Annotated in this window: 18 protein-coding genes and 1 pseudogene; 12 read left to right on the forward strand and 7 right to left on the reverse strand. The window is 72.4% G+C overall.

What is annotated here, in order from left to right:
• Nucleotides 1-13: 13 nt before the first annotated feature.
• From ABZT74_RS22145 to ABZT74_RS22155, 3 genes are all read left to right on the forward strand, one after another.
• A complete protein-coding gene (locus tag ABZT74_RS22145; RefSeq protein WP_355871640.1) occupies nt 14-391 on the forward strand; it encodes a helix-turn-helix transcriptional regulator in 378 nt (125 codons plus the stop codon).
• 219 nt (nt 392-610) lie between these two features.
• A complete protein-coding gene (locus ABZT74_RS22150; RefSeq protein ID WP_355871637.1) occupies nt 611-1,081 on the forward strand; it encodes a DNA starvation/stationary phase protection protein in 471 nt (156 codons plus the stop codon).
• A gap of 131 nt (nt 1,082-1,212) precedes the next feature.
• Nucleotides 1,213-1,494 (forward strand): hypothetical protein, encoded by a 282-nt coding sequence (locus tag ABZT74_RS22155; protein ID WP_355871634.1) that lies wholly within the window; start codon nt 1,213-1,215, stop codon nt 1,492-1,494.
• 380 nt (nt 1,495-1,874) lie between these two features.
• On the opposite strand, the gene ABZT74_RS22160 is transcribed toward ABZT74_RS22155, so the two are convergent.
• From ABZT74_RS22160 to ABZT74_RS22170, 3 genes are all read right to left on the reverse strand, one after another.
• Nucleotides 1,875-2,636, reverse strand: coding sequence for an SDR family NAD(P)-dependent oxidoreductase (locus tag ABZT74_RS22160; protein ID WP_356437414.1), 762 nt, complete (start codon nt 2,634-2,636; stop codon nt 1,875-1,877).
• A 32-nt stretch (nt 2,637-2,668) separates the two neighbouring features.
• The gene (locus ABZT74_RS22165) at nt 2,669-3,508 is read right to left on the reverse strand and encodes a DNA-formamidopyrimidine glycosylase family protein (RefSeq protein ID WP_356437417.1); all 840 of its coding nucleotides are present in this window, start codon (nt 3,506-3,508) and stop codon (nt 2,669-2,671) included.
• 349 nt (nt 3,509-3,857) lie between these two features.
• On the reverse strand, nt 3,858-8,972 hold the full coding sequence (locus ABZT74_RS22170) for an ATP-dependent helicase (RefSeq protein ID WP_356437420.1): 5,115 nt from the start codon (nt 8,970-8,972) through the stop codon (nt 3,858-3,860).
• Between ABZT74_RS22170 and ABZT74_RS22175 the strand changes: the two are divergent.
• The 3 genes and pseudogenes from ABZT74_RS22175 to ABZT74_RS22185 form a co-directional block, all read left to right on the forward strand.
• Nucleotides 8,955-9,875: pseudogene (locus ABZT74_RS22175) on the forward strand (AraC family transcriptional regulator); the annotation flags it as partial. The gene ABZT74_RS22170 and the pseudogene ABZT74_RS22175 overlap by 18 nt on opposite strands.
• A gap of 113 nt (nt 9,876-9,988) precedes the next feature.
• A complete protein-coding gene (locus ABZT74_RS22180; RefSeq protein ID WP_356437423.1) occupies nt 9,989-10,816 on the forward strand; it encodes an AzlC family ABC transporter permease in 828 nt (275 codons plus the stop codon).
• The gene (locus tag ABZT74_RS22185) at nt 10,813-11,121 is read left to right on the forward strand and encodes an AzlD domain-containing protein (protein WP_355871619.1); all 309 of its coding nucleotides are present in this window, start codon (nt 10,813-10,815) and stop codon (nt 11,119-11,121) included. The genes ABZT74_RS22180 and ABZT74_RS22185 overlap by 4 nt, the downstream gene beginning before the upstream one ends.
• Before the next feature lie 128 nt (nt 11,122-11,249).
• Here ABZT74_RS22185 and ABZT74_RS22190 read toward each other — a convergent pair whose 3' ends face one another.
• Nucleotides 11,250-12,194, reverse strand: a complete 945-nt coding sequence (locus tag ABZT74_RS22190; RefSeq protein ID WP_356164641.1) for a hypothetical protein — start codon at nt 12,192-12,194, stop codon at nt 11,250-11,252.
• Between the two features lie 80 nt (nt 12,195-12,274).
• Between ABZT74_RS22190 and ABZT74_RS22195 the strand changes: the two genes are divergently transcribed.
• Both ABZT74_RS22195 and ABZT74_RS22200 read left to right on the forward strand, forming a co-directional pair.
• Complete coding sequence (locus ABZT74_RS22195) at nt 12,275-12,469, forward strand: DUF3046 domain-containing protein (RefSeq protein ID WP_355871613.1); 195 nt, start codon at nt 12,275-12,277, stop codon at nt 12,467-12,469.
• A gap of 104 nt (nt 12,470-12,573) precedes the next feature.
• The gene (locus ABZT74_RS22200; RefSeq protein ID WP_355871610.1) at nt 12,574-13,785 is read left to right on the forward strand and encodes an AI-2E family transporter; all 1,212 of its coding nucleotides are present in this window, start codon (nt 12,574-12,576) and stop codon (nt 13,783-13,785) included.
• 3 nt (nt 13,786-13,788) lie between these two features.
• On the opposite strand, the gene ABZT74_RS22205 is transcribed toward ABZT74_RS22200, so the two are convergent.
• Complete coding sequence (locus ABZT74_RS22205; protein ID WP_356437426.1) at nt 13,789-14,568, reverse strand: hypothetical protein; 780 nt, start codon at nt 14,566-14,568, stop codon at nt 13,789-13,791.
• A 358-nt stretch (nt 14,569-14,926) separates the two neighbouring features.
• On the opposite strand from ABZT74_RS22205, the gene recA reads away from it, so the two are divergent.
• The 4 genes from recA to ABZT74_RS22225 all read left to right on the forward strand — a co-directional run bounded on the left by recA (nt 14,927) and on the right by ABZT74_RS22225 (nt 20,537).
• Nucleotides 14,927-16,057, forward strand: a complete 1,131-nt coding sequence (recA, locus tag ABZT74_RS22210; RefSeq protein ID WP_356164650.1) for a recombinase RecA — start codon at nt 14,927-14,929, stop codon at nt 16,055-16,057.
• A gap of 3 nt (nt 16,058-16,060) precedes the next feature.
• Complete coding sequence (gene recX / locus ABZT74_RS22215; protein ID WP_356437429.1) at nt 16,061-16,987, forward strand: recombination regulator RecX; 927 nt, start codon at nt 16,061-16,063, stop codon at nt 16,985-16,987.
• Nucleotides 16,988-17,283: 296 nt separating this feature from the next.
• On the forward strand, nt 17,284-18,006 hold the full coding sequence (locus ABZT74_RS22220; protein WP_356437432.1) for a winged helix-turn-helix domain-containing protein: 723 nt from the start codon (nt 17,284-17,286) through the stop codon (nt 18,004-18,006).
• Nucleotides 18,003-20,537: an FtsX-like permease family protein gene (locus tag ABZT74_RS22225; protein WP_356437435.1), complete on the forward strand. Its 2,535-nt coding sequence runs from the start codon at nt 18,003-18,005 to the stop codon at nt 20,535-20,537. Before ABZT74_RS22220 ends, ABZT74_RS22225 begins: the two co-directional genes overlap by 4 nt.
• A gap of 225 nt (nt 20,538-20,762) precedes the next feature.
• On the opposite strand, the gene ABZT74_RS22230 is transcribed toward ABZT74_RS22225, so the two are convergent.
• Together ABZT74_RS22230 and ABZT74_RS22235 are read right to left on the reverse strand one after the other, a co-directional pair.
• Nucleotides 20,763-21,173, reverse strand: coding sequence for a rhodanese-like domain-containing protein (locus ABZT74_RS22230; protein ID WP_356437438.1), 411 nt, complete (start codon nt 21,171-21,173; stop codon nt 20,763-20,765).
• Complete coding sequence (locus ABZT74_RS22235; protein WP_356437441.1) at nt 21,170-21,724, reverse strand: cysteine dioxygenase; 555 nt, start codon at nt 21,722-21,724, stop codon at nt 21,170-21,172. Before ABZT74_RS22235 ends, ABZT74_RS22230 begins: the two co-directional genes overlap by 4 nt.
• Nucleotides 21,725-21,727: the final 3 nt, after the last annotated feature.

Raw genomic sequence — 21,727 nt, forward strand, 5'->3', positions numbered from 1 at the left:
GAGGGAGCCACCGATGATTCTGCTCCGTCGCCTGCTTGGTGACGTGCTGCGTCGGCAGCGCCAGCGCCAGGGCCGTACTCTGCGCGAAGTCTCCTCGTCCGCCCGAGTCTCACTCGGCTATCTCTCCGAGGTGGAGCGGGGGCAGAAGGAGGCATCCTCCGAGCTGCTCTCCGCGATCTGCGACGCGCTTGACGTACGGATGTCCGAGCTCATGCGGGAAGTGAGCGACGAGCTCGCTCTCGCCGAGCTGGCCCAGTCGGCTGCGGCCACCGAACCGGTGTCCGCACCGGTACGTCGCCCGATGCTCAATTCCGTATCGGTGGCCGGTGTGCCACCGGAACGGGTCACGATCAAGGCGCCTGCCGAGGCGGTCGACGTCGTCGCCGCCTGATGCTCACGGACTCACGTCCCTGAGCCGGTCACGCACAGGGAAAGCCCCGGCCGGGGCGTCCTCCAGGGAGACCTGGAGGCACCCGGCCGGGGCTTTCGCGTTGCCGGACGGGGGTAGTGGAGAGCGATATGGCCCATTTGCCGGTCTGCGGACCGCCCTTCATGGTGGAGGGACGGGGCGAGGCCGACCGCCGGACCCGTCGTGAATCGGAGGATGTGGATGTACGTCGTGAAGAGCCCTCTGTCCGACGCGGACCTGAAGACCGTCGCCGAGGCGCTGCAGGGCGCCCTGGTCGACCTGGTGGACCTCTCCCTCGTGGCGAAGCAGGTGCACTGGAACGTCGTGGGGCCCCGCTTCCGCTCCGTCCATCTCCAGCTCGACGAGGTCGTGGACACCGCGCGCCTGCACTCCGACACCGTCGCCGAGCGCGCCGCGACGCTGGGCGTCCCGCCGGACGGGCGGGCCGCGACGGTGGCGACGAGCAGCGGCATCGGTGCGACCCCCGACGGCTGGATCAAGGACGAGGACGCCGTGGCTGCCCTCGTCGACGCGCTCGGCGCGGTGATCACCCGGATGCGGCAACGCGTGGACTCCACCGGTGAGCCGGACCCGGTCAGCCAGGACATCTTCATCGGCATCACGGCCGACCTGGAGAAGCATCACTGGATGTTCCAGGCGGAGAACGGCTGACGGCTGATGACTGACCGGTGGCTCGGCGCTTCGCCGCCGGCCGTACCCGTCGGCCGCCCGTGAGGTCGCTCGTGTCGCGAGTGTCGCGAGTGTGGAATCGATGGCCCGGTGCCGGGCCTGAGGAGGGTGCCATGGCGGGGCGAATAGTGCGCCGGGGGGCCGCTCTGGTGCTGGGCGTGCTGTGGTGGTGCAGCGTGCTCCGGCTCGCTCTCGCCCCCGACGCGGGGGTGCTCGAAGGGACGATAGCGGCGGGCGGATGGGGGCTGAGCCTGCTTCCGGTCCACTGTGTGCCGAAGTCCCGCGCGGCCGGTGCCGTCGGCTCCGACCGGTGGGGGGCGTACTGGCGGGAGGTCTGGCGCCGACGGGGGAGCGGTGAGGGGAACGGGGAGGGTCCGGCTCCTGGGGTCGGGTAGGCGGCGGGTGGGGTGGGGTGGTGCGGGGGGCTCGCTGCCGCGCCTTTGGCTGGACGGTGGCTGAGGGCTGAGGGCTGAGGGCTGAGGGCTGAGGGCTGAGGGCTTCGTGGGGTAGTTGGGGTGTTGCGGCTCCGGTCGGTGTGTCTGTGGCCCTTGTGGCTCCTGTGGCTGCGGGTATGGGGCCTGGGGGTGGGGTGCGGGCTGGGACGCCGGGTCGTTGTTCGGGTGGCGGTGGCAGGTAGCGAGTGCCGGGTGGTTGTGGCTCGGCGTGCGGTTTGATGAGGTCATTGACAGGCGCGCCTGGGCTCGCGGCTTCGCCGCCGGGGGACGCGGGGGCCTGGGATCGGCCTCCGGACGCCGGGGCGATACAGGGTGCAGCGCTACCAGGGCATCGCGACGCCGCCGTTGGGGCGGAGGATCTGGCCCGTGGTGAACCCCGAGGCGTCCGAGGCCAGGTGCAGCACGGCGTGGGCGATGTCCTCTGGCTCTCCGACGCGGCCCAACGGTGACAGCCGGGCCATGAACGCCTCGGTGTGCGCCTGTTTCTCGCCGTGGTGGTCGGTCATGGGCGTACGGATCCAGCCGGGCGCGACCGCGTTGACACGGATCCCGTGCGGACCGACCTCGGTGGCGAGCGTCTTCGTCAGCTGGACGACGGCCGCCTTCGACACGCTGTAGCAGAACAGGCCCGGTCCGCCGGTGTCGATCGCGCCCGACGCCATCGTGACGATGCTGCCCCGGACGCCCTTCGCGATCATGGCGTGCGCAGCTTCCTGACAGGCGTGGAGCACACCCTTGAAGTTGACGCTCAGCACCCGGTCGAGATCCTCGTCCCTGGTCTCCAGGACGGGGCTGCTGTGCATGATCCCGGCGACCGCGGCCATGATGTCGACGCGGTCGCACGATGCGACGGCCTGCTGTACCTGGGCTCGGTCGGCGACGTCGATGTGGTGGGTGTGGGCCGTGCCGCCCTGGTCCTTGATCAGGGTCGCCGTCTCGTGCAGGCCCTGTGCGTCGCGGTCCGCGCAGTGGACGACGGCGCCCGCCTCGGCGAGCAGCAGCGCGGACGCGCGGCCGATGCCGCTCGCCGCGCCGGTGACGAAGGCGGTGCGTCCGGTGAGGTCGTACGCGGGGAGGGCCATGAAGCGACGGTACGAGCGTTTCTGACGGTCCGTCAATTAGTTGTGCGGGGTCGATGTACGGCTCGGCGTCCGCCCGGCGGTGGCGTGGGGCCCGTCTGGCAGTGGGGGCACCAGTACGTCGGGCGTTCGCGGGATCCGTCGCCCTGGTCGGCGACGCGGACCGGTGTTCCGCAGCGCAGGCAGGGGCGGGGAGCGCGGCCGTACACGTACAGGTGCTGGTCGCTGCGGCCCGTGGTGATGCGGGCGGGGCGGTCGCGGTTGAACTCCAGCAGCTTCTTCGCCAGGTCGGGCAGGGGGGCGGCCAGACCCGAGGGCAGGGCGCCGACCGGAAGCCAGGGGGTGACGCCGAGCAGGAAGCACAGCTCGCTCTTGTAGACGTTGCCGATCCCGGCGAGATTCCGCTGGTCCAGGAGGGCTTCGCCGAGGGCTCGGTCCGGGTCGCGGAAGAGGTTCTCCAGAGCCTTGTCCGGGTCCCAGTCCGGGCCCAGGAGATCGGGGCCGAGATGGCCGACCGCGCGGTCCTCGTCCGTGGTGCGGAGCAGTTCCAGGACGGGCAGGCGGTATCCGACCGCGGTGCGGTCCGCCGTACCGAGGATGGCCCGGATCTGATGGGCCGGCCCACCGCTCCATCGCCGGCCGGGCTCGAACACTTTCCAGGAGCCGTCCATTCGCAGGTGGGAGTGCAGCGTCAGGTCACCCTCGATCCGGGTGAGCAGGTGCTTGCCGCGCGGGGTGACGTCCAGGACGGTGCGACCGGTGAGGTCGGCTGTGGCGAACTGCGGGACCCGTAGGTCGGACCGGGTCAGCACCTTGCCCGCGAGGGCCCCATGCAGCCGCCTCGCGGCCTGCCAGACGGTGTCTCCTTCGGGCATGGGTCCAGGGTGGCACGGGTGGGAAGTGGAGGGCGGAGGTGAGGGGCCGTGCGGTGTCGAGGGACGGGTGTCGCGATCGGTCGACGGGGGCCGGGGGCGGCAGATGGGTGTCGCGATCGGTGGACGGGTGCGGGGGGCGAGTACCGGAGGCTGGCAGTCCGGGTGCCGGGAGTAGGTGGACGGGTTCCGGGGGCTTATCCCCGGCGGATCGGTCGTCGGTCGTCGGCCGTCGGCTGCGAGGGTCTGTGTCACCTGTCTGCCGGTCGACAGGGACGCTTCTCATCGGACCGTGTGCCTGCGCGCGGAGTCGCTCCCGGTCCCGGGGAGGGGCCCGGCGCGCGGGGCGAGGTCAGGCTCGGAGTCGCAGCCCGCGTGGGGTGGCGATGAAGCCCGCTCCTTCCAGGAGGGTGCCGAGGGGAGAGGTCAGGGCCGACGCTCCGTTGACGCGCTCGACGGTCACCGTGCCGAGCGAGCCCGCGCGGGCGGCGGCTGCGAGGGCTTCGGCCGCGGCGTGCAGGCGGACGTCGTCGCCGACCGGACTCTCCGGATCGGCGGCCCAGGCCAGCAGGGTCTTGCCGCCGCGCTCCATGTAGAGGGTCAGCTCGCCGTCGACCAGGACGACCAGGGAACCCGCCTTGCGGCCCGGCTTGTGGCCCGCCTCCGTCGGCGACTCCGGCCAGGGCAGCGCCGCGCCGTAGGCGTTCGCGGGGTCGGCCGCGGCCAGGACGACCGCCGGGGAGGTGGCGCGGGTGCGGGAGCGGGCGTTTTGAAAGCCACGGTCGGTGGGGCCCGTGGAGCCGTACCCGTACGGCGAGCCGTTGCGCCGGGACGACGCAGGCGGGTGGCCGGAGGCGTCGGGGTACGAGGAACCGGAGGAGAAGGCGGAGTCGGCGGAGAACGCGTGGGCCCCGCCGTCCCCGGAACCGGGGTCGCCTCCGTCGAAGCCGGGATCGCCGAAGGCAGGCCCGTGTCCGTCGATGTCCGGACTGCCGAGGCCGGTGCCGTGCCCGTCGCCCTCGCCGTCGGGCCGGCCGGAGGAGTCCATGCGGCCGCCGGTGCCCGGGAGCCCCGAGAGGTCGGGGAACCCGGGGACGTCCGCCGGGCCCAGGGCGGATCCCCTACCGCCTGGCAGGCCGTGGTCGTCCGGGAAACCGTGGGCCCCGGGGGAGTCGTCCGGGAAGCCGTGTCCGCCGGATGGCGTGAGCGGGGTTGAGGTGTCGCCGCGGTCCCGTGCGTTCGCCGCCGCGCGCAGGCGGTCCACCGCGCCGTCCATGGCGAACTGGGCCGCGCCGAGGCCCTCGACCACATAGCCCCGGCGTGCCTGACCGCTGTCCTCGAAGGCGGACAGGATGCGGTAGACGGCGGAGAAGCCGCCTTCCACACCCTCGGCGGCGACGGCACCTCGGGTGACCACGCCGTGCCGGTCGAGCAGGGTGCGGGCCAGGGCGTGGGCGCGCACGGTGGGATCGGGCTCGCGTTCGGGCAGGAGCGACCAGCGGCCCGCCACGGTCGGTGGGCCGGTCCGCGACTGGGGGCGTGCGCCACCGGTCAGAGCGCCGTACCGCCCGCGGGGGACCGAGCGCTTGGCGCGGTGGGCGGTCGATCCGGCGGTGCGGCCCGAGCCGAGGAGGGAGCGCATCGGGGTGAGGGTGTCGTTCGTGAGGCGCCCCGACCAGGCCAGGTCCCAGATGGCGTCGGCGAGTTGGGGATCGGTGGCGTCGGGGTGGGTGGTGGCGCGGACCTGGTCGGCGATCTGGCGGAAGAAGAGGCCGTAGCCGCCGGTGAGGGTGTCGAGGACCGACTGGTGCAGCGCCGTCAGCTCCAGGGGGTGCGCGGCCGGAAGCAGCAGGGGGGCGGCGTCGGCCAGATAGAGCGAGACCCAGCCGTCCTTGCCCGGCAGCGAACCCGCTCCGGCCCAGACCACCTCTCCGGCGGCCGTGAGCTCGTCGAGCAGCGCCGGTGCGTACCCGGCGACACGGGAGGGCAGCACCAGCTTCTCCAGCGCGGACGCCGGCACGGACGCGCCCTGCAACTGCTCGACGGCGCGCACCAGTCCGTCGATGCCCCGCAGTCCGTGACCGCTGCCGACGTGCTGCCACTGCGGGAGGAACTGGGCGAGTGCGGCGGGCGGCACCGGCTCCAGCTCGTGGCGCAGCGCGGCGAGGGAGCGGCGCCGCAGCCTGCGCAGGACCGTGGCGTCGCACCACTCCTGGCCGATGCCCGCGGGATGGAACTCGCCCTGTACGACGCGGCCGCCGGCGGCCAGCCGGTGCAGCGCGCCGTCCGTCACCGCCGTGCCGAGGCCGAAGCGGGCGGCGGCCGTCGTCGACGTGAACGGCCCGTGGGTGCGTGCGTACCGTGCGAGGAGGTCTCCGAGGGGGTCCTTCACCGGCTCGGTGAACGCTTCCGGGACGCCGACGGGCAGCGCGGTTCCGAGCGCGTCCCGCAGGCGGCCCGCGTCCTCGATCGCCGCCCAGTGATCGGTCCCGGCGATCCGGACCCGGATGGCACGGCGCGCGGCGGCCAACTCCTGGGCCCAGTGCGGCTCGGCGCCCCGCTCGGCCAGCTCGGCGTCCGTGAGCGGCCCCAGCACACGCAGCAGGTCGGCGACGCCCTCCACGTCCTTGATGCGCCGGTCCTCGGTGAGCCATTGCAGTTCGCTCTCCAGCTCGGCGAGCACGTCGGCGTCAAGCAGCTCGCGCAGCTCGGCCTGGCCGAGGAGTTCGGCCAGCAGGCGGGAGTCCAGCGACAGCGCGGCGGCCCGCCGCTCGGCGAGGGGCGAGTCCCCCTCGTACAGGAACTGGGCGACGTAGCCGAAGAGGAGTGAGCGGGCGAAGGGGGAGGGCTCGGTGGTGGTGACCTCGACGAGGCGGACCTTGCGGGACTCGATGTCGCCCATCAGCTCCGTGAGGCCCGGGACGTCGAAGACGTCCTGGAGGCATTCGCGGACGGCTTCGAGGACGATCGGGAACGAGCCGAACTCGCTCGCCACCTGGAGCAGTTGGGCGGCGCGCTGGCGCTGCTGCCACAAGGGGGTGCGCTTGCCGGGGCTGCGGCGCGGGAGCAGCAGGGCGCGGGCGGCGCACTCGCGGAAGCGGGCGGCGAACAGGGCCGAACTGCCGACCTGGTCCGTGACGATCTGGTTGACCTCGCCCTTGTCGAAGGCGACGTCCGCGGCGCCGACCGGTGCCTGGTCGGCGTCGTACTCGGCGCCCGGCTTCGTGGGGGCCTGGTCGAGCAGGTCCATGCCCATCAGGTCGGCGTCGGGCAGCCGCAGCACGATGCCGTCGTCGGCGTGCATGACCTGGGCGTCCATGCCGTACCGCTCGGACAGCTTCGCCCCCAGGGCGAGGGCCCAGGGGGCGTGGACCTGGGCGCCGAACGGGGAGTGCACGACGACGCGCCAGTCGCCCAGCTCGTCGCGGAAGCGCTCGACGACGATGGTGCGGTCGTCCGGCACATGACCGCACGCCTCGCGCTGTTCGGTGAGGTACGCCAGGACGTTGTCGGCGGCCCAGGTGTCGAGGCCCGCCGCGAGGAGGCGGAGCCGGGCGTCGTCCTCGGGGAGGGAGCCGACTTCCCGGAGGAACGCGCCGACGGCACGGCCCAGTTCGAGGGGCCTGCCGAGCTGGTCGCCCTTCCAGAAGGGCAGCCTGCCGGGGACCCCGGGGGCCGGGGAGACGAGGACGCGGTCCCGCGTGATGTCCTCGATGCGCCAGGAGCTCGTGCCGAGCGTGAACACGTCGCCCACACGGGACTCGTAGACCATCTCCTCGTCGAGCTCGCCGACCCGGCCGCCGCCCTTCTTGGGGTCGGCTCCCGCGAGGAAGACCCCGAAGAGCCCGCGGTCGGGGATCGTGCCCCCGGAGGTGACGGCGAGCCGCTGGGCGCCGGGGCGGCCGGTGACCGTGCCCGCGACGCGGTCCCAGACGACGCGGGGCCTCAGCTCCGCGAAGGCGTCCGAGGGGTAGCGGCCGGCGAGCATGTCGAGCACGGCCGTGAACGCCGACTCCGGGAGCGCGGCGAAGGGCGCCGCGCGACGGACGGTGGTGAGCAGGTCGTCGACCTGCCAGGTGTCGAGCGCCGTCATGGCGACGAGCTGCTGGGCCAGTACGTCCAAGGGGTTGGCGGGGATCCGCAGGGACTCGATGGAGCCCGTACGCATCCGCTCGGTGACCACGGCCGCCTGGACCAGGTCTCCCCGGTACTTCGGGAACACGACGCCCGTGGAGACCGCGCCGACCTGGTGGCCCGCGCGGCCCACCCGCTGGAGCCCCGACGCCACGGAGGGCGGGGACTCGACCTGGATGACGAGGTCGACCGCGCCCATGTCGATGCCCAGTTCGAGACTGGAGGTGGCGACGACGGCGGGGAGACGGCCTGCCTTCAGGTCCTCCTCGACCTGGGCCCGCTGTTCCTTGGACACCGAGCCGTGGTGCGCACGCGCGATGACGGCCGGCGCGCCTTGTGCCGCTCCCGAGCCGCCCATCAGCTCGGCGGGAGAGTGCGCTTCGTCCAGGGGCTCACCGGTCGCCCGCTCGTACGCGATCTCGTTGAGCCGGTTGCACAGGCGCTCCGCGAGACGCCGTGAGTTGGCGAACACGATCGTCGAGCGGTGGGACTGGACGAGGTCGGTGATCCGTTCCTCGACATGCGGCCAGATGGAGGGCTTCTCCGCGCCGTCCTTGCCGTCGGCGGCGGGGGACCCGCCCAGCTCGCCCAGATCCTCCACCGGGACGACGACCGAGAGGTCGAACTCCTTGCCGGAGGGCGGCTGGACGATCTCCACCTTGCGCTGCGGGGAGAGATAGCGCGCGACCTCGTCCACGGGACGCACGGTCGCGGACAGGCCGATCCGGCGGGCCGGTTTGGGCAGCAGCTCGTCGAGGCGCTCCAGTGTGAGCGCGAGGTGGGCGCCGCGCTTGGTGCCCGCGACCGCGTGCACCTCGTCCAGGATCACCGTCTCGATGCCCGTCAGCGCGTCGCGCGTGGCCGACGTCAGCATCAGGAACAGCGACTCGGGGGTGGTGATCAGGATGTCCGGCGGGCGGGTGGCCAGCGCCCTGCGCTCGGCGGGCGGGGTGTCGCCGGAGCGGATCCCGACCTTCACCTCGGGTTCCGGCAGCCCGAGCCGCACCGACTCCTGCCGGATGCCGGTCAGCGGGCTGCGGAGATTGCGCTCCACGTCGACCGCGAGCGCCTTGAGCGGCGACACGTACAGCACCCGGCAGCGCTTCCTGGGGTCCGCGGGCGGGGGCGTCGAGGCCAGCTGGTCGAGCGCGGCGAGGAACGCGGCCAGCGTCTTGCCGGATCCGGTCGGGGCGACGACCAGCACGTCGGAGCCCGCGCCGATGGCCTTCCACGCCCCGGCCTGGGCCGCGGTGGGCGCGGAGAAGGCCCCCGTGAACCAGCCGCGGGTCGCGGGGGAGAAGCCGTCGAGGGCCCGATGCGTGGAGCTGACCATGCGTCCATCCTGCACCCGCTCACTGACAATCGCTCTGACCTGCGCGGATACAGGGAGGGAACGGGTCGGCCGACCGGAGAACGCCCGGCCCGGGCGGGGGTGCGGTGGACGTCCGCGGTGGCTCCGGCCGAGGTGGCGGAGAATGAGGACGTGGCAGGTTCGGGGCAGGAGCGGGCACGACACTGGCAGTACGCGGAGCTGCCCGGTGTCGATCTCCTGCGCGCCCGGTACGTCGAGAAGATCTTCGTGCGGCACACGCACGAGAACTTCGTGATCGCCGCCATCGACGAGGGCGTCGAGGTCTTCCACCACGGTGGCGTCGACCAGTACGCGGGTCCCGGTGCCCTGGCCCTCGTCAACCCCGACACCCCGCACACCGGACGCGCCGGTGTTCCCGAGGGCTGGCGTTACGGCGCCGTTTACCCCTCCCCCGACCTCGTCGCGGAGATCGCCGCCGAGACCACCACCCTGCGCGGTGCCCCCGGATTCACCCGGCCCGTCCTCGACGATCCCTACGCGGCCGGTCTGGTCCACCAGGTGCTCCGGGCCGCCGACGAGGGCAACGCGCTGGCCGCCGACACCCTGCTGCGCGTCGCCGTGACCCGGCTGCTGCGCCTGAACGGCGGTCCCCTGCCGCAGCGTGCCGTGCGGACCGCGGGCGGTCGTCTCGCCGCACGCGCGCGTGCCGTGCTGGAGGAACGGATGGCCGAGCCGCCGACGCTGGAGCGGCTCGCCGCCGACTTCGGCACCAGTTCGTTCGCCCTGCTGCGCGCGTTCCGGGACACCTACGGGATGCCGCCCCACACGTGGCTGACCGACGCACGGGTCCGCAGGGCACGTCACCTCCTGGACGCCGGTTCCGCGCCCGCCGAGGCGGCCGTCGCCGTCGGCTTCACGGACCAGCCTCACCTCAACCGCCACTTCACCCGGATCGTGGGCGTGCCCCCGGGCGCCTACCAGCGTGAGCGCAAGAACGTACAAGACGGCGCGGGCCACCTCCTCGTACCGTCCGACGCGTGGCAGAACAGACAGCTCTCGCGGACCAGCGCAGTGAAGAAGCCGGAAAACCCGACGCCGCCGTCGTCCGCGACGCACTTGGAGTCGGGGTCGCCGTCGGACTGTCCGGTTTCGCCTTCGGGGTGACGTCGGCCGGCAGTGGGCTGAGCCTTCTGCAGACCTGCGCGCTCAGCCTCCTGGTGTTCACCGGCGCCTCGCAGTTCGCGCTGGTCGGCGCCCTGGCGGCGGGCGGCAACCCGCTCACGGCGGCAGCGGGCGCCTTCTTCCTGGGGGTGCGCAACGCCTTCTACGGGCTGCGCCTGTCGCAGCTCCTCGCTCTCCCGCGCGCGGTGCGCCCGTTCGCCGCCCAGTGGGTGATCGACGAGACCACGGCCGTCGCGCTCGCCCAGCCCACCCGCCGCAGCGTCAGGCTCGGCTTCACGGTCACCGGCCTGTCGCTGTACCTCTTGTGGAACCTGACCACCCTGCTGGGCGCGGCCGGGGCCGAGGCCATCGGGGACACCGACGCGTGGGGCCTGGACGCCGCCGGGCCTGCCGTGTTCCTGGCCCTGCTCGCGCCCATGCTGAAGAGCACCACGGAACGCGCGGTGGCGGGCATCGCGGTCCTGCTGGGGCTCGGCCTGCTGCCCGTGCTGCCCGCCGGAGTCCCCGTGCTGGTGGCCGCGCTCGCCGCCCCCGCCGTTCTCTACGTGACGGGACGCAACCGCGCGCGCACCGGCCACGGGCCACGGGGCGAATCGCCGCGAAGTCCGTCCACGACCGGGACCGGGGCACCGACCGATGTGCCCGACGACGCACCGCACGACGCATCTGGGGAAGACCGTTGAACATCTGGATCGCCATCGGCGCCACCGCCGTCGGCTGCTACGTCGTCAAGCTCGTCGGCCTGCTGATCCCCGCCGGGGTACTGGAGCGGCCGCTCGTGCAGCGGCTCGCCGCCCTGCTGCCCGTCGCGCTCCTGGCCGCCCTCACGGCCCAGCAGACCTTCGCGGACGGGCGGGTCCTCGTCCTGGACGCGAAGGCCGCGGGGCTGGCGGCGGCGGCCGTAGCGCTGATCCTGCGCGCCCCGTTCCTGCTGGTGGTCGCCGCCGCCGTGGTGGTGACGGCCGGGGTCCGCGCGATCGCGGGCTGACACGCGGGCACGCGCGCGTGGGCCCTTTGCGGACGCCTCCGCGCTCCCGTAGCCGGGCGGCCTACGATCCCGTCGCACTCCCGGATGCAGGGTCATGGTCGCGGACCCGCAACGAGTGTCGGACGTCCTCAGTCGAGGGATCTGCCGTGCGCCCGGAGTGTGCGCAGGGCCTCGATCGTCACCAGGGGGCGGCTCTCCAGTGCGGTGCCCGGGGCCCACTGACGCCACCGGATCGGCCAGCCGCCGTCCTCCTGCTGCTCGGACGCGAGGTGGTCGAGGGAACGCGTCATCTCCTCGTCGGTGAACCACGCCCGCGCGAGCGAGCCCGGAGTGCCCGCGTAGTCGTGCGGGAAGTGATGCTCGCCTTCCGCGTACCCGGGGGCTACGGGGAAGGCCGACAGGTTCTCGGGGTCGAGCGCGGCGAGCCGGCCCTCCCGGACGAGGCGGCCCAGCCGGTCGGCGCACGCCTCGGCGCGCGGGCGGTCGGCCGCCGAGTCGAGGAAGGCGACCGCCGCCTCGATCTCGTACGGATGGGACCGCTCCAGGGAATCGACCGCCTGCCAGCAGAAGTCGGTGGCCCGGAAGAGCCACGCGTGCCACACCTCGTTGCGGTGCAGCAGGCCCACCACCGGCCCGGTGGCGAGGAGTTCGCTCGGCGGGTCGTCGACGATCGGGAGGAAGGGGGCGGCCGGGTAGCCGCGCTGGCTGGGACGGATCGCCGGCAGCGCGCCGTCCGCCGTCGACACGGAGGTCAGATAGCGGCACACCCGCTCGACCCGCTGCCCTCCGCAGCGCCCGATCGAGTCGAGGACCCGCAACGCGTGCCCGGTGTGCAGCGGCTGGCTGATCGGGCCGCGCAGATCGGGTTCGAGCGCGTGCCCGTACCCGTCGTCGTCGTTGCGGTACGCGGTCAGCGCGGTCTCCACCGGGTCGGCGCCGCCGCCGAGGAAGTGATAGGCGAAGCGGCGCTGTTCCAGTACGCGCGCGGTGAGCCAGATGAAGTGCTCGGCGCGTGCGAGCGGGGAACGCGCCGGGGGCGTCTGGGGGAGTGCGGATGCTCCTGTTTCGGCCATGCGTCAGACCGTAGGGCGCAAAGCGGTCCCGGCATGCGGTCCCTGCATCGGCCCACCCCCAGGGGCGGGATACTGGTGTCATGCGGTTGACGGTCTTCTGGCAGCGAATGGCTGATCATTTCGGCGCGGGGTACGCCGACACCTTCGCGCGCGATCACGTGATGACGGAACTCGGCGGGCGCACCGTGAACGAGGCGCTGGACGCCGGCTGGGAGGCCAAGGACGTCTGGCGCGTGGTGTGCGCGTCGATGGATGTTCCGTACGAAAAGCACTGACAGGTATCCGAAAAGTACCTGGTCCGGGCCGGGGAAGTGTCCGACGGGTATCGAACATGGGGGGACCGGGGCCGATTGTCGGTGGCGTGGGCGAAACTTGCTCCGTGGCCCCGACAGACGAGAACACGCAGGTCGATCAGCAGGCATCCCCGTTCGGCACGACACCGCCCGACCCGCCCGGGGCGGGCGTCGTCGCGCAGGGCGGTCGCATGCCTCGCTGGCTGCCGCGTGCCATGGTGCTCGCGCTGATGCTCATCGCGGGCTTCCAGTTGGGCAGTTGGGCGTTCCACCAGCTCACGGGCCTGTTGATCAATATCCTGATCTCGTTCTTCCTGGCGCTCGCGATAGAACCCGCGGTGAGCTGGATGGCCGCGCGGGGCATGCGCAGGGGACTGGCCGCGTTCCTCGTGTTCCTCGGCTCGCTGATCCTGACCGCCGGATTCATCACCCTGCTCGGCTCGATGCTCGCGGGGCAGATCATCAAGATGGTCGAGGGCTTCCCCGACTACCTCGACTCCGTCATCAACTGGATCAACGCGCACTTCCACACCGACCTGAGACGGGTCGACATCCAGGACAGCCTGCTCCACTCCGCCTGGCTGCGGAAGTACGTGCAGAACAGCGCCACCGGCGTACTGGACGTCTCCGGGCAGGTCCTGGGCGGGCTCTTCCAGTTGCTGACCGTCGCGCTGTTCTCGTTCTACTTCGCCGCCGACGGTCCGCGGCTGCGGCGCGCGCTCTGCTCGGTGCTGCCGCCGGCCCGGCAGGCCGAGGTGCTGCGCGCCTGGGAGATCGCCGTCGACAAGACCGGCGGCTATCTGTACTCACGCGGCCTGATGGCACTGATCTCGGGAGTGGCGCACTACATCCTGCTGGAGGCGCTCGGCGTGCCCTACGCGCCCGTGCTCGGCGTGTGGGTCGGCCTCGTCTCGCAGTTCATCCCGACCATCGGCACCTATCTCGCCGGTGCCCTGCCGATGCTGATCGCCTTCACCGTCGACCCCTGGTACGCGCTGTGGGTGCTCGTCTTCGTGGTGATCTACCAGCAGTTCGAGAACTACGTGCTGCAGCCCAAACTCACCTCCAAGTCGGTGGACATCCACCCGGCGGTCGCCTTCGGGTCCGTCATCGCGGGCACGGCACTCCTCGGAGCCGTCGGTGCCCTGATCGCCATCCCCGCCGTGGCCACGCTCCAGGCGTTCCTCGGGGCGTACGTGAAGCGCTACGAGGTCACGGACGACCCGCGCGTCCACGGGCACCGTACGCGCAGCTCGGAGGGCCTGGCCGTGCGCGTGCGGCGCCTGCTGGACCGGTGACGCTCACCAGGTGAGCACCGCGTCGACGCCGGCCGCCAGGACGGCCACGACGTAGCAGCCGACCGCCCCGTACAGGACGCGCTCCCTGACCCGCTCGCTCCAGCCGGTACGGGACAGCAGCCACACCAGTGCGGGCAGCACGAGGACGGCGTGCAGGCTCACGCCGTGCAGCGGCTTGAGCGGAGCCGTCGAGCGGTAGGCGGCCTCCTGGTGGCCGGTGCGCGTGAGGACGACCCCGCGCGCGATCATCGCGGCACCGGAGGCCAGCGCGACCAGCAGGATCGCGAACCCGGACCGCAGGGCGAGCGGCATGCCGGGAGGCCCCGCGGGCCGGTTCCGGAACGACGCGACCGCGAACAGGGCCAGCACCACGACCAGCACCCCACCGCCCACGGCGAGCGTCATGGACACCGCCGTGTCGAAGCCGGTCTCCATGTTGAGATGCGAGGGCACCCGTCGCCACGCCTGGAGTGTGATCCCGCCGACCTCCACCACGCAGTCCACGGCGAACCCGACGAGCAGCGTGGTGCGCAGCCGGGCCCCGACGCGCAGATACGACGTCACCCAGGTGACCGCGATCAGAGTCAGACCGAAGGAGAGTCCGAAGGTGACGGGCTTGCGCCAGGAGACCGGTCCGTCCCAGGGGCCGCCGTCGACGGCGAAGACCAGCAGATGCAGGCATCCCGACAGGACGAGCACGGCGCCCGTGACGTGGCAGAACCGCTCGGCCGGACGGAGCGAGGGCGTGAGCGGAGTCGGCGGGCGGACCCTCGTCGTTTCCATGGCGCACAGCCTGCCGGGCGGCCCCGCGGGGCGTCGTCGTACCGCCGAAGACACCGGCGCTACGCCCGGGGGAGTAGCCCGGGCCGGACGAGCGCCGGGCCCGTGACGCCCCGGATCCGGGGGATTGTCGGACGGTGAACGTAGTCTCGGAGGTGTCGCGTGGTGCGCTTGACACGAAAATCGAACATCCATTCTTATGGAAGTTCCGGCGGAGCCCTCGCCGAGGGTTTCGGCAGGGTTTCCACGGAGATGTGCCCGAGTTATCCACAGGCCGGACGGGCGTCGGGGCGCATTGTCAGTGGCAGGCGTTAGCGTCTTTGACGTGAAGCGATCGACTCAAGCAAACCGGGTGGAACCCATGGCAGGAACCGACCGCGAGAAGGCGCTCGACGCCGCGCTCGCGCAGATTGAACGACAGTTCGGCAAGGGCGCAGTGATGCGCCTGGGCGAGCGGCCGAATGAGCCCATCGAGGTCATCCCCACCGGGTCGACCGCGCTCGACGTCGCCCTCGGCGTCGGCGGGCTCCCGCGCGGCCGTGTGGTCGAGGTCTACGGCCCGGAGTCCTCCGGTAAGACGACCCTGACCCTGCACGCCGTCGCGAACGCGCAGCGGGCCGGCGGCCAGGTGGCGTTCGTGGACGCCGAGCACGCCCTCGACCCCGAGTACGCGAAGAAGCTCGGCGTCGACATCGACAATCTCATCCTGTCGCAGCCGGACAACGGCGAGCAGGCCCTCGAGATCGTGGACATGCTGATCCGCTCCGGCGCGCTCGACCTCATCGTCATCGACTCCGTCGCCGCCCTGGTGCCGCGCGCGGAGATCGAGGGCGAGATGGGCGACTCGCACGTGGGTCTGCAGGCCCGTCTGATGAGCCAGGCCCTGCGAAAGATCACCAGCGCGCTCAACCAGTCGAAGACCACCGCGATCTTCATCAACCAGCTCCGCGAGAAGATCGGCGTGATGTTCGGCTCCCCGGAGACCACGACCGGTGGCCGGGCACTGAAGTTCTACGCCTCGGTGCGACTCGACATCCGCCGCATCGAGACCCTGAAGGACGGCACGGACGCGGTCGGCAACCGTACGCGCGTCAAGGTCGTCAAGAACAAGGTCGCGCCGCCCTTCAAGCAGGCCGAGTTCGACATCCTCTACGGGCACGGCATCAGCCGCGAGGGCGGCCTGATCGACATGGGCGTGGAGAACGGCTTCGTCCGCAAGGCCGGCGCCTGGTACACGTACGAGGGCGACCAGCTCGGCCAGGGCAAGGAGAACGCGCGTAACTTCCTGAAGGACAACCCCGACCTCGCCAACGAGATCGAGAAGAAGATCCTGGAGAAGCTGGGCGTCGGTGTGAAGAAGACCGAGGAGCCCACCGCCGTGCCGGGCGCGGACGCCGCGGTCTCGGCTGCCGCCCCGGACGACGCCGCGAAGACCGTGCCCGCTCCGGCGGCCAAGGCCACCAAGACCCGGGCCGCGGCGGCCAAGAGCTAGTCCATGACACGGCGAACCGACTGGGCCGAGTACGCCGCTCCTGTCGGCCCCACGGGGCAGGGGCAGGGGTACGGCGGGGGCGACGGCGGCCCGGGCGGAGACGGTGACGGAGCGTACGGCGGTGCCGGGGGGTACGGCGGCCGTTCGTACGGCCCCGCCGACGACAGGCTTGACGGTGGGGAAGGCTTCTTCGGCGACGATCCGGACGACGGTGATCCGGACGGCGGCGGGGCGCCGGCCTTCGGCGCGCGGCGGAGTGACGGCCCGCCGGGCGAAGGCTCCCGGCGTGGCGGTGGCGCCGGCCGCGGTGCGGGCGGACCACGAGGTGGACGAGGGCGTCGGAGGCGTGGCGGTTTCGGCGAGCCGTCCGACGACCCGCAGGACGGAGGCACTCCCTCCTCGTCGAGGGCGGAGAAGAGAGACTCCCCGAAGGACCCGGCTGAGCAGGCGCGCGCCATCTGTCTGCGTCTGCTCACCGGGAACCCGCGCACACGGAAGCAACTCGCGGACGCGCTGCGCAAGCGCGAGATCCCGGACGAGGTGGCGGACGAGGTCCTGTCACGGTTCGAGGAGGTCGGGCTGATCAATGACGGCGCCTTCGCGGAAGCCTGGGTCGAGTCCCGGCACCACGGCCGGGGGCTGGCCAGACGAGCGCTCGCCCAGGAGCTGCGGACCAAGGGAGTCGAGCCGACGCTGATCGACGAGGCCGTCGGGCAGCTCGACTCCGATCAGGAGGAGGCGACCGCGCGGGAGCTGGTGGCGCGCAAGCTGCGTTCCACACGTGGACTCGACCGCGACAAGCGACTGCGGCGCCTCGCGGGCATGCTCGCCCGCAAGGGCTACTCCCAGGGCATGGCCCTGCGCGTGGTCCGGCAGGCGTTGGAGGAAGAGGGCGAGGACACGGAAGGGCTCGCGGACGAGGGGTTCTGAGCCCACAGGGTTCTGATCGCTTGGTGGAACAGCAGCACACGGTGCCCCGGAAGCATGGGCGTGCCGTCGTCCGGTCACGGGCTCTGAACACGGTGGACGCGCGGGGGCGCCGATCGCGTTCGGGGCCCGGACGCATAGGTGGGTGGGGGCGGATCCACGGGGGCGTAGAAGCACGGCCGTGACGCGTCCACCCGCTGTGACGTCAACTCGTCCCTGACGGGGTGGGGTTAACCCCCGGCGGAAGACGCCTGGTCACCGCAGTGCACAGGCCCCTGTGCACAGACGACTGTGTACGCATGGCACAGGAACCCGGCACGCAGGAGGCAACACCCGCGCAGGCGCCGCATGCCCGCACGGAACTCGCCGACCTCGCCACGCTCAAGGCTCTAGCGCAGCCCCGGCGGCAGCGGATCCTCCAGCACCTCACCCTGCACGGCCCGGTGACCTCGGCGAGTCTGGCCCGCGAGCTCGGGCTGAACACCGGAGCCACGAGCTACCACCTGCGTGAGCTCGCCCGGTACGGCTTCGTCGAGGAGCAGCCGGAGGCGGCCGGTCACGGCCGGGAGCGCTGGTGGCGGGCGGTTCCCGGTGACCGGCGTTTCCCGCCACGCAGCAGGCAGAGCGCCGAGATGCGGCTCGTCATGGACGAGCTGAACCACCACGCCCACGCCGCCGACCTCGAACTCTTCGAGAAGGCCCAGGCGCAGGCTCAAGCGCAGGAACGGGCCGGCACGGACCAGGACCCGTGGGCCGACGCGTTCCCGTACTCGCGCGGCAGCATCCGGCTCACGCTTCCCGAACTGCACGGGTTCTTCGAGGAGTACATCGCGCTCCTCAACCGCTACAAGCGAGCCGACGCCGACACTCCCGCCGGCGCACGCACCGTCCTCACCCGGTTCCTCGCCCATCCGGCCCCGGACAAGGACACCGAAGCCGCGAGCGGGCCACCGGCCCACGGCAGCACAGCGGTCGACGACACCGAGGCGCCCCACAACAGGAGAGAGAGCGACCCGACATGATGCTGCGCTACGCGCTGAAGACCGTCCGCGCCCGCAAGGGCGGCTTCCTCGGTGCCTTCGTCGCCCTGATGTGCGCGGCGGCCCTCATCACCGCCTGTGGCACTCTCCTGGAGACCGGTCTGCGCGGCACGATCCGCACCGAGCGCTACGCCGCGGCGCCGATCGTGGTCTCCGCCGACCAGAACGTCCACCGGACGACTGTCAAGCACAAGAAGGGCAAGACCAAGGTCAAGCACAAGGCGAAGCCGATCGCCGAACGGGCCTGGCTCGCGGACGACCTCGCCACACGGTTGCGCGGTCTTCCCGGAGTGCGCCGAGTCGTCCCCGAACTGACCTTCCTGGCGCAGCCGTTGGCCACCGGGTCCGCAGTCGAGAAGGACCGGCCCGCCTACGGGCACGCCTGGGACTCGGCCGCGCTGACTCCGTACCGGCTCACCGCAGGCAGGGCGCCCGCCGTGGACACCGACCTCGTCGTCGACCGGCACTTCGCCGGGCGCGCGCACCTGAAGCCCGGCGACCGCCTCACCGTCCAGTCGACGCAGTCACCCCGCACCTACCGCGTCAGCGGAATCGCCGCGCCCGCCTCCGACGTCAGCCACCAGACCTCCCTCTTCTTCTCCACCGCCGAGGCCACGCGGCTGGCCGCGCACCCCGGGCAGGTCAGCGCCATCGGCGTGCTGCCCGACCGCGGTGCCGACGTCCGAGCGGTCGAGCGGGCGGTGGCCGAGGCGCTGAACGGCACCACCGCACAGGTCGGTTCGGGCGACGAACGAGGCCCGGTCGAGTTCCTGGACGCGGCGGCCGCCCGCGTCCGGCTGGTCAGCATGGGCGGCGCGATGGGCGGCACCTCCTTGCTCGTGGCCGTGCTGGTGGTCGTGGGCACCTTCGTCCTGTCGGTCCAGCAGCGGCACCGCGAACTCGCGCTGCTGCGTGCCATCGCCGCCACCCAGGGCCAGATCCGCAGACTGCTCGGACGCGAGGCCCTGATCGTGGGGGCGGCCGCCGGTGTCAGCGGAGCCCTTGTGGGCCTGCCCCTGGGGAGTTGGCTGTACAGCCGCTTCGTCGCCCTGGGCGCCGTCCCGTCCACGCTTCAGCACACCGTCAGTATCTTCCCCCTGTTCGCCGCGGTGGGCGCCACGCTGTTCGGCGCCTGGGCCGCCGCCCGTATCTCGTCCCGCCGTGTCGCCCGCATCCGCCCGGCCGAGGCACTCGCCGAAGCACGGATCGAGCGCACTCGCCCGGCCCGGGGCCGGGTGCTCGCCGGTCTCGTGATCCTCGCGGGCGGAGCCGTGCTCGTCGCCGTGCTCAGCACGCTGCGCACCGAGCCCGCGTCGACGCCCGTGACCTTCCTGGCCGTCGTGGTCCTCGCCACCGCTGTCGCCCTCCTCGGACCGCTGCTGGTCAGGGCCGCCGCCGCGGTGCTCGCCGGCCCGCTGCGACGGAGCGGCCCCGCGGGACGGCTCGCCCGTGCCAACCTCCGCGGCAACGCGGCCCGCATGGCCTCCGTCGTCACTCCGCTCACCCTCCTCATCGGGATGACCTGCACCGTGCTCTTCGTCCAGCCCACGCTCGGGAACGCGGCCCGCGCCCAGGCGCGCGACGGGATCCGCGCCGACTGGGTACTCGCCGCACAGGGACCCGGTGTCCCGGCCGCGGCGGCGCGGGCCCTGCGCACGCACCACGACGTGGTCACCGAAGTGGTCCGCACGACCGTGCGCGTGGGCCTCGACAAGTACGCGGCACAGGGCGTCACCCCGGCCGGTCTGTCCCGCACCTGGGACCCGGACGTCACCGCGGGCACCCTGAACGACCTCGACACCGGCACGGTCGCCGTCAGCGAACTCGCCGCGGACCAGCTCCGTCTGAAGCCCGGGGACAGGCTGCGTCTCACCCTCGGTGACGGAACGCCCGTCCGGCTCACGGTCGCCGCCGTCTACGCCAGGGGGCTCGGCTTCGGGGACCTGACCTTCGCCCCTGACCTGGTCGCCCGTCATGTCGACAACCCACTCGCCACCTCCGTCCTGGTCGATACGGCCCGTACACAGACACAACTCGCGACTACGCTCCGTGAGTTCCCGGCCGTGCGGGTGCTCGCCCCGGCCGCGGCGGACTCGGTCCAGGCCGAGCGGCAGCAGGCGAACGCCGAGGTGAACTACCTCGCCATGGGGCTGGTCCTGGCCTTCACCGCCATCGCCGTCGTCAACACCCTCGCCATGTCGGTCGCCGAACGGGTCCGCGAGTTCGCGATGCTCCGCCTCGCGGGTGCGACCCGCCGTCAGGTGCTGCGCATGCTGCGGACCGAGGCGCTGTCGGTCCTGTTGCTCGCCACGGCCCTCGGCAGCGGGATCGCGCTCGCCGTCCTCACCGCTTTCAGCGTCGGTATGACGGGCAGCGGCGCCCCCTCGGTCACTCCGCTCGTGTACCTGACGGTCGTCGCGGTGGCCGGGCTGCTCGCCCTGGTCGCCACCGCGCTGCCCGGACGCGTCGCCTTGCGGTCGCGCCCCGTTCTGGTGGCCACGGCCAAAGAGTGAGACCCGCCGTTCACGAGGGGGACCCGCCGTTCACGAGTGAGACGCGCCGGTGGCGGGGTGGGACACGTCGTCGATGAGTGAGCGCCGCCACCGGAAGGGCGTCCCCAGGAGGGCGGCTGTAAGGGGCGTTGCGCAAGGGCGGGTGCCCCTTACCCAAGAGGCACCCGCCCTCGTATGCGTCAGTCGGGACGGTTCAGAGGTCCGTGTGGACCGACGGCCGGCGGCTCACTCCTCCGGGTCGGTGGTCGTGACCGGAAGACCGGCCGCCTTCCACGCCTGGAAGCCGCCGACCAGATCGGTCGCCCGGTGCAGTCCCAACTGACGCAGGGACGCGGCGGCGAGGCTCGACGCGTATCCCTCGTTGCAGAACACCACGACCTTCAGGGCATGGCTCGTGGCCTCCGGAGCGCGGTGGCTGCCGGTGGGGTCGAGCCGCCATTCCAGTTCGTTCCGCTCGACGACGAGGGCGCCCGGGACCAGGCCGTCGCGGTCACGCAGGGCCGCGTACCGGGTGTCGACCAGGAGGGCCTCGCCGGACTGCGCGGCGGCGTACGCCTCCTCGGGTTCCACGCGGTCGAGGCCGGCGCGGACCCGCTCCAGCAGTTCGTCGATGCCGACGGGGGGAAGGGTGCTCACTGCCAGTCCTCCGGACGTTCGACGTGCTCCAGGCGCAGCACCTGGCCGGTGCGGCTGTAGCGGCGGATCTGCGGGAGCGGCGGGTAGTAGGCGTGGACCGAGATCGCGTGCTTCTCGGTGGACTCGTTGAGGACCTCGTGCACGTGATGGCGGCCGAAGCCGCGGCCGGTACCGGCGGACAGGGTGCGGTGCCGGTCGATGTCCTCGTTGAGTTCGAGGGTTTTCCAGCCGTCGGCGGGCAGCCGCGCGGCGAGCGAGTGCTCCTTGAGCTCACCGGACGCGGTGAGGAAGGCGCCGACCGATTCGGCGTGGTCGTGCCAGCCGGTACCGGTGCCGGGCGGCCAGCCGATGAGCCAGGCCTCGCTGCCGCCGGGGCCTTCGAGCCGCACCCAGGTGCGGCCTTCGGGGTCGAGGGGGAGTGAGGCGATCAGCTCGGTGTCGGCGGCCGTACGGCGGACGAAGGCGAGCAGATCGGCCTGGGTGGGCGTGCCGGAGGCAGCGGGGACAGTGGGGGCGACGGCAGACGCGGAGACAGCGGGTGACACGGACACTCG

The organism is Streptomyces sp. NPDC005302 (genome assembly GCF_040607345.1).
GTDB lineage: Bacteria > Actinomycetota > Actinomycetes > Streptomycetales > Streptomycetaceae > Streptomyces.

What these genes read in the sequence shown, in the direction of transcription:
- ABZT74_RS22195 (WP_355871613.1), top strand. Translation starts at nt 12,275, where the DNA reads ATGCGGTTGACGGTCTTCTGGCAGCGAATGGCTGATCATTTCGGCGCG.
- ABZT74_RS22170 (WP_356437420.1), bottom strand. Translation starts at nt 8,972, where the DNA reads ATGGTCAGCTCCACGCATCGGGCCCTCGACGGCTTCTCCCCCGCGACC.
- ABZT74_RS22225 (WP_356437435.1), top strand. Translation starts at nt 18,003, where the DNA reads ATGATGCTGCGCTACGCGCTGAAGACCGTCCGCGCCCGCAAGGGCGGC.
- ABZT74_RS22205 (WP_356437426.1), bottom strand. Translation starts at nt 14,568, where the DNA reads ATGGAAACGACGAGGGTCCGCCCGCCGACTCCGCTCACGCCCTCGCTC.
- ABZT74_RS22165 (WP_356437417.1), bottom strand. Translation starts at nt 3,508, where the DNA reads ATGCCCGAAGGAGACACCGTCTGGCAGGCCGCGAGGCGGCTGCATGGG.
- recA (WP_356164650.1), top strand. Translation starts at nt 14,927, where the DNA reads ATGGCAGGAACCGACCGCGAGAAGGCGCTCGACGCCGCGCTCGCGCAG.
- ABZT74_RS22190 (WP_356164641.1), bottom strand. Translation starts at nt 12,194, where the DNA reads ATGGCCGAAACAGGAGCATCCGCACTCCCCCAGACGCCCCCGGCGCGT.
- ABZT74_RS22145 (WP_355871640.1), top strand. Translation starts at nt 14, where the DNA reads ATGATTCTGCTCCGTCGCCTGCTTGGTGACGTGCTGCGTCGGCAGCGC.
- recX (WP_356437429.1), top strand. Translation starts at nt 16,061, where the DNA reads ATGACACGGCGAACCGACTGGGCCGAGTACGCCGCTCCTGTCGGCCCC.
- ABZT74_RS22150 (WP_355871637.1), top strand. Translation starts at nt 611, where the DNA reads ATGTACGTCGTGAAGAGCCCTCTGTCCGACGCGGACCTGAAGACCGTC.
- ABZT74_RS22160 (WP_356437414.1), bottom strand. Translation starts at nt 2,636, where the DNA reads ATGGCCCTCCCCGCGTACGACCTCACCGGACGCACCGCCTTCGTCACC.
- ABZT74_RS22155 (WP_355871634.1), top strand. Translation starts at nt 1,213, where the DNA reads ATGGCGGGGCGAATAGTGCGCCGGGGGGCCGCTCTGGTGCTGGGCGTG.
- ABZT74_RS22220 (WP_356437432.1), top strand. Translation starts at nt 17,284, where the DNA reads ATGGCACAGGAACCCGGCACGCAGGAGGCAACACCCGCGCAGGCGCCG.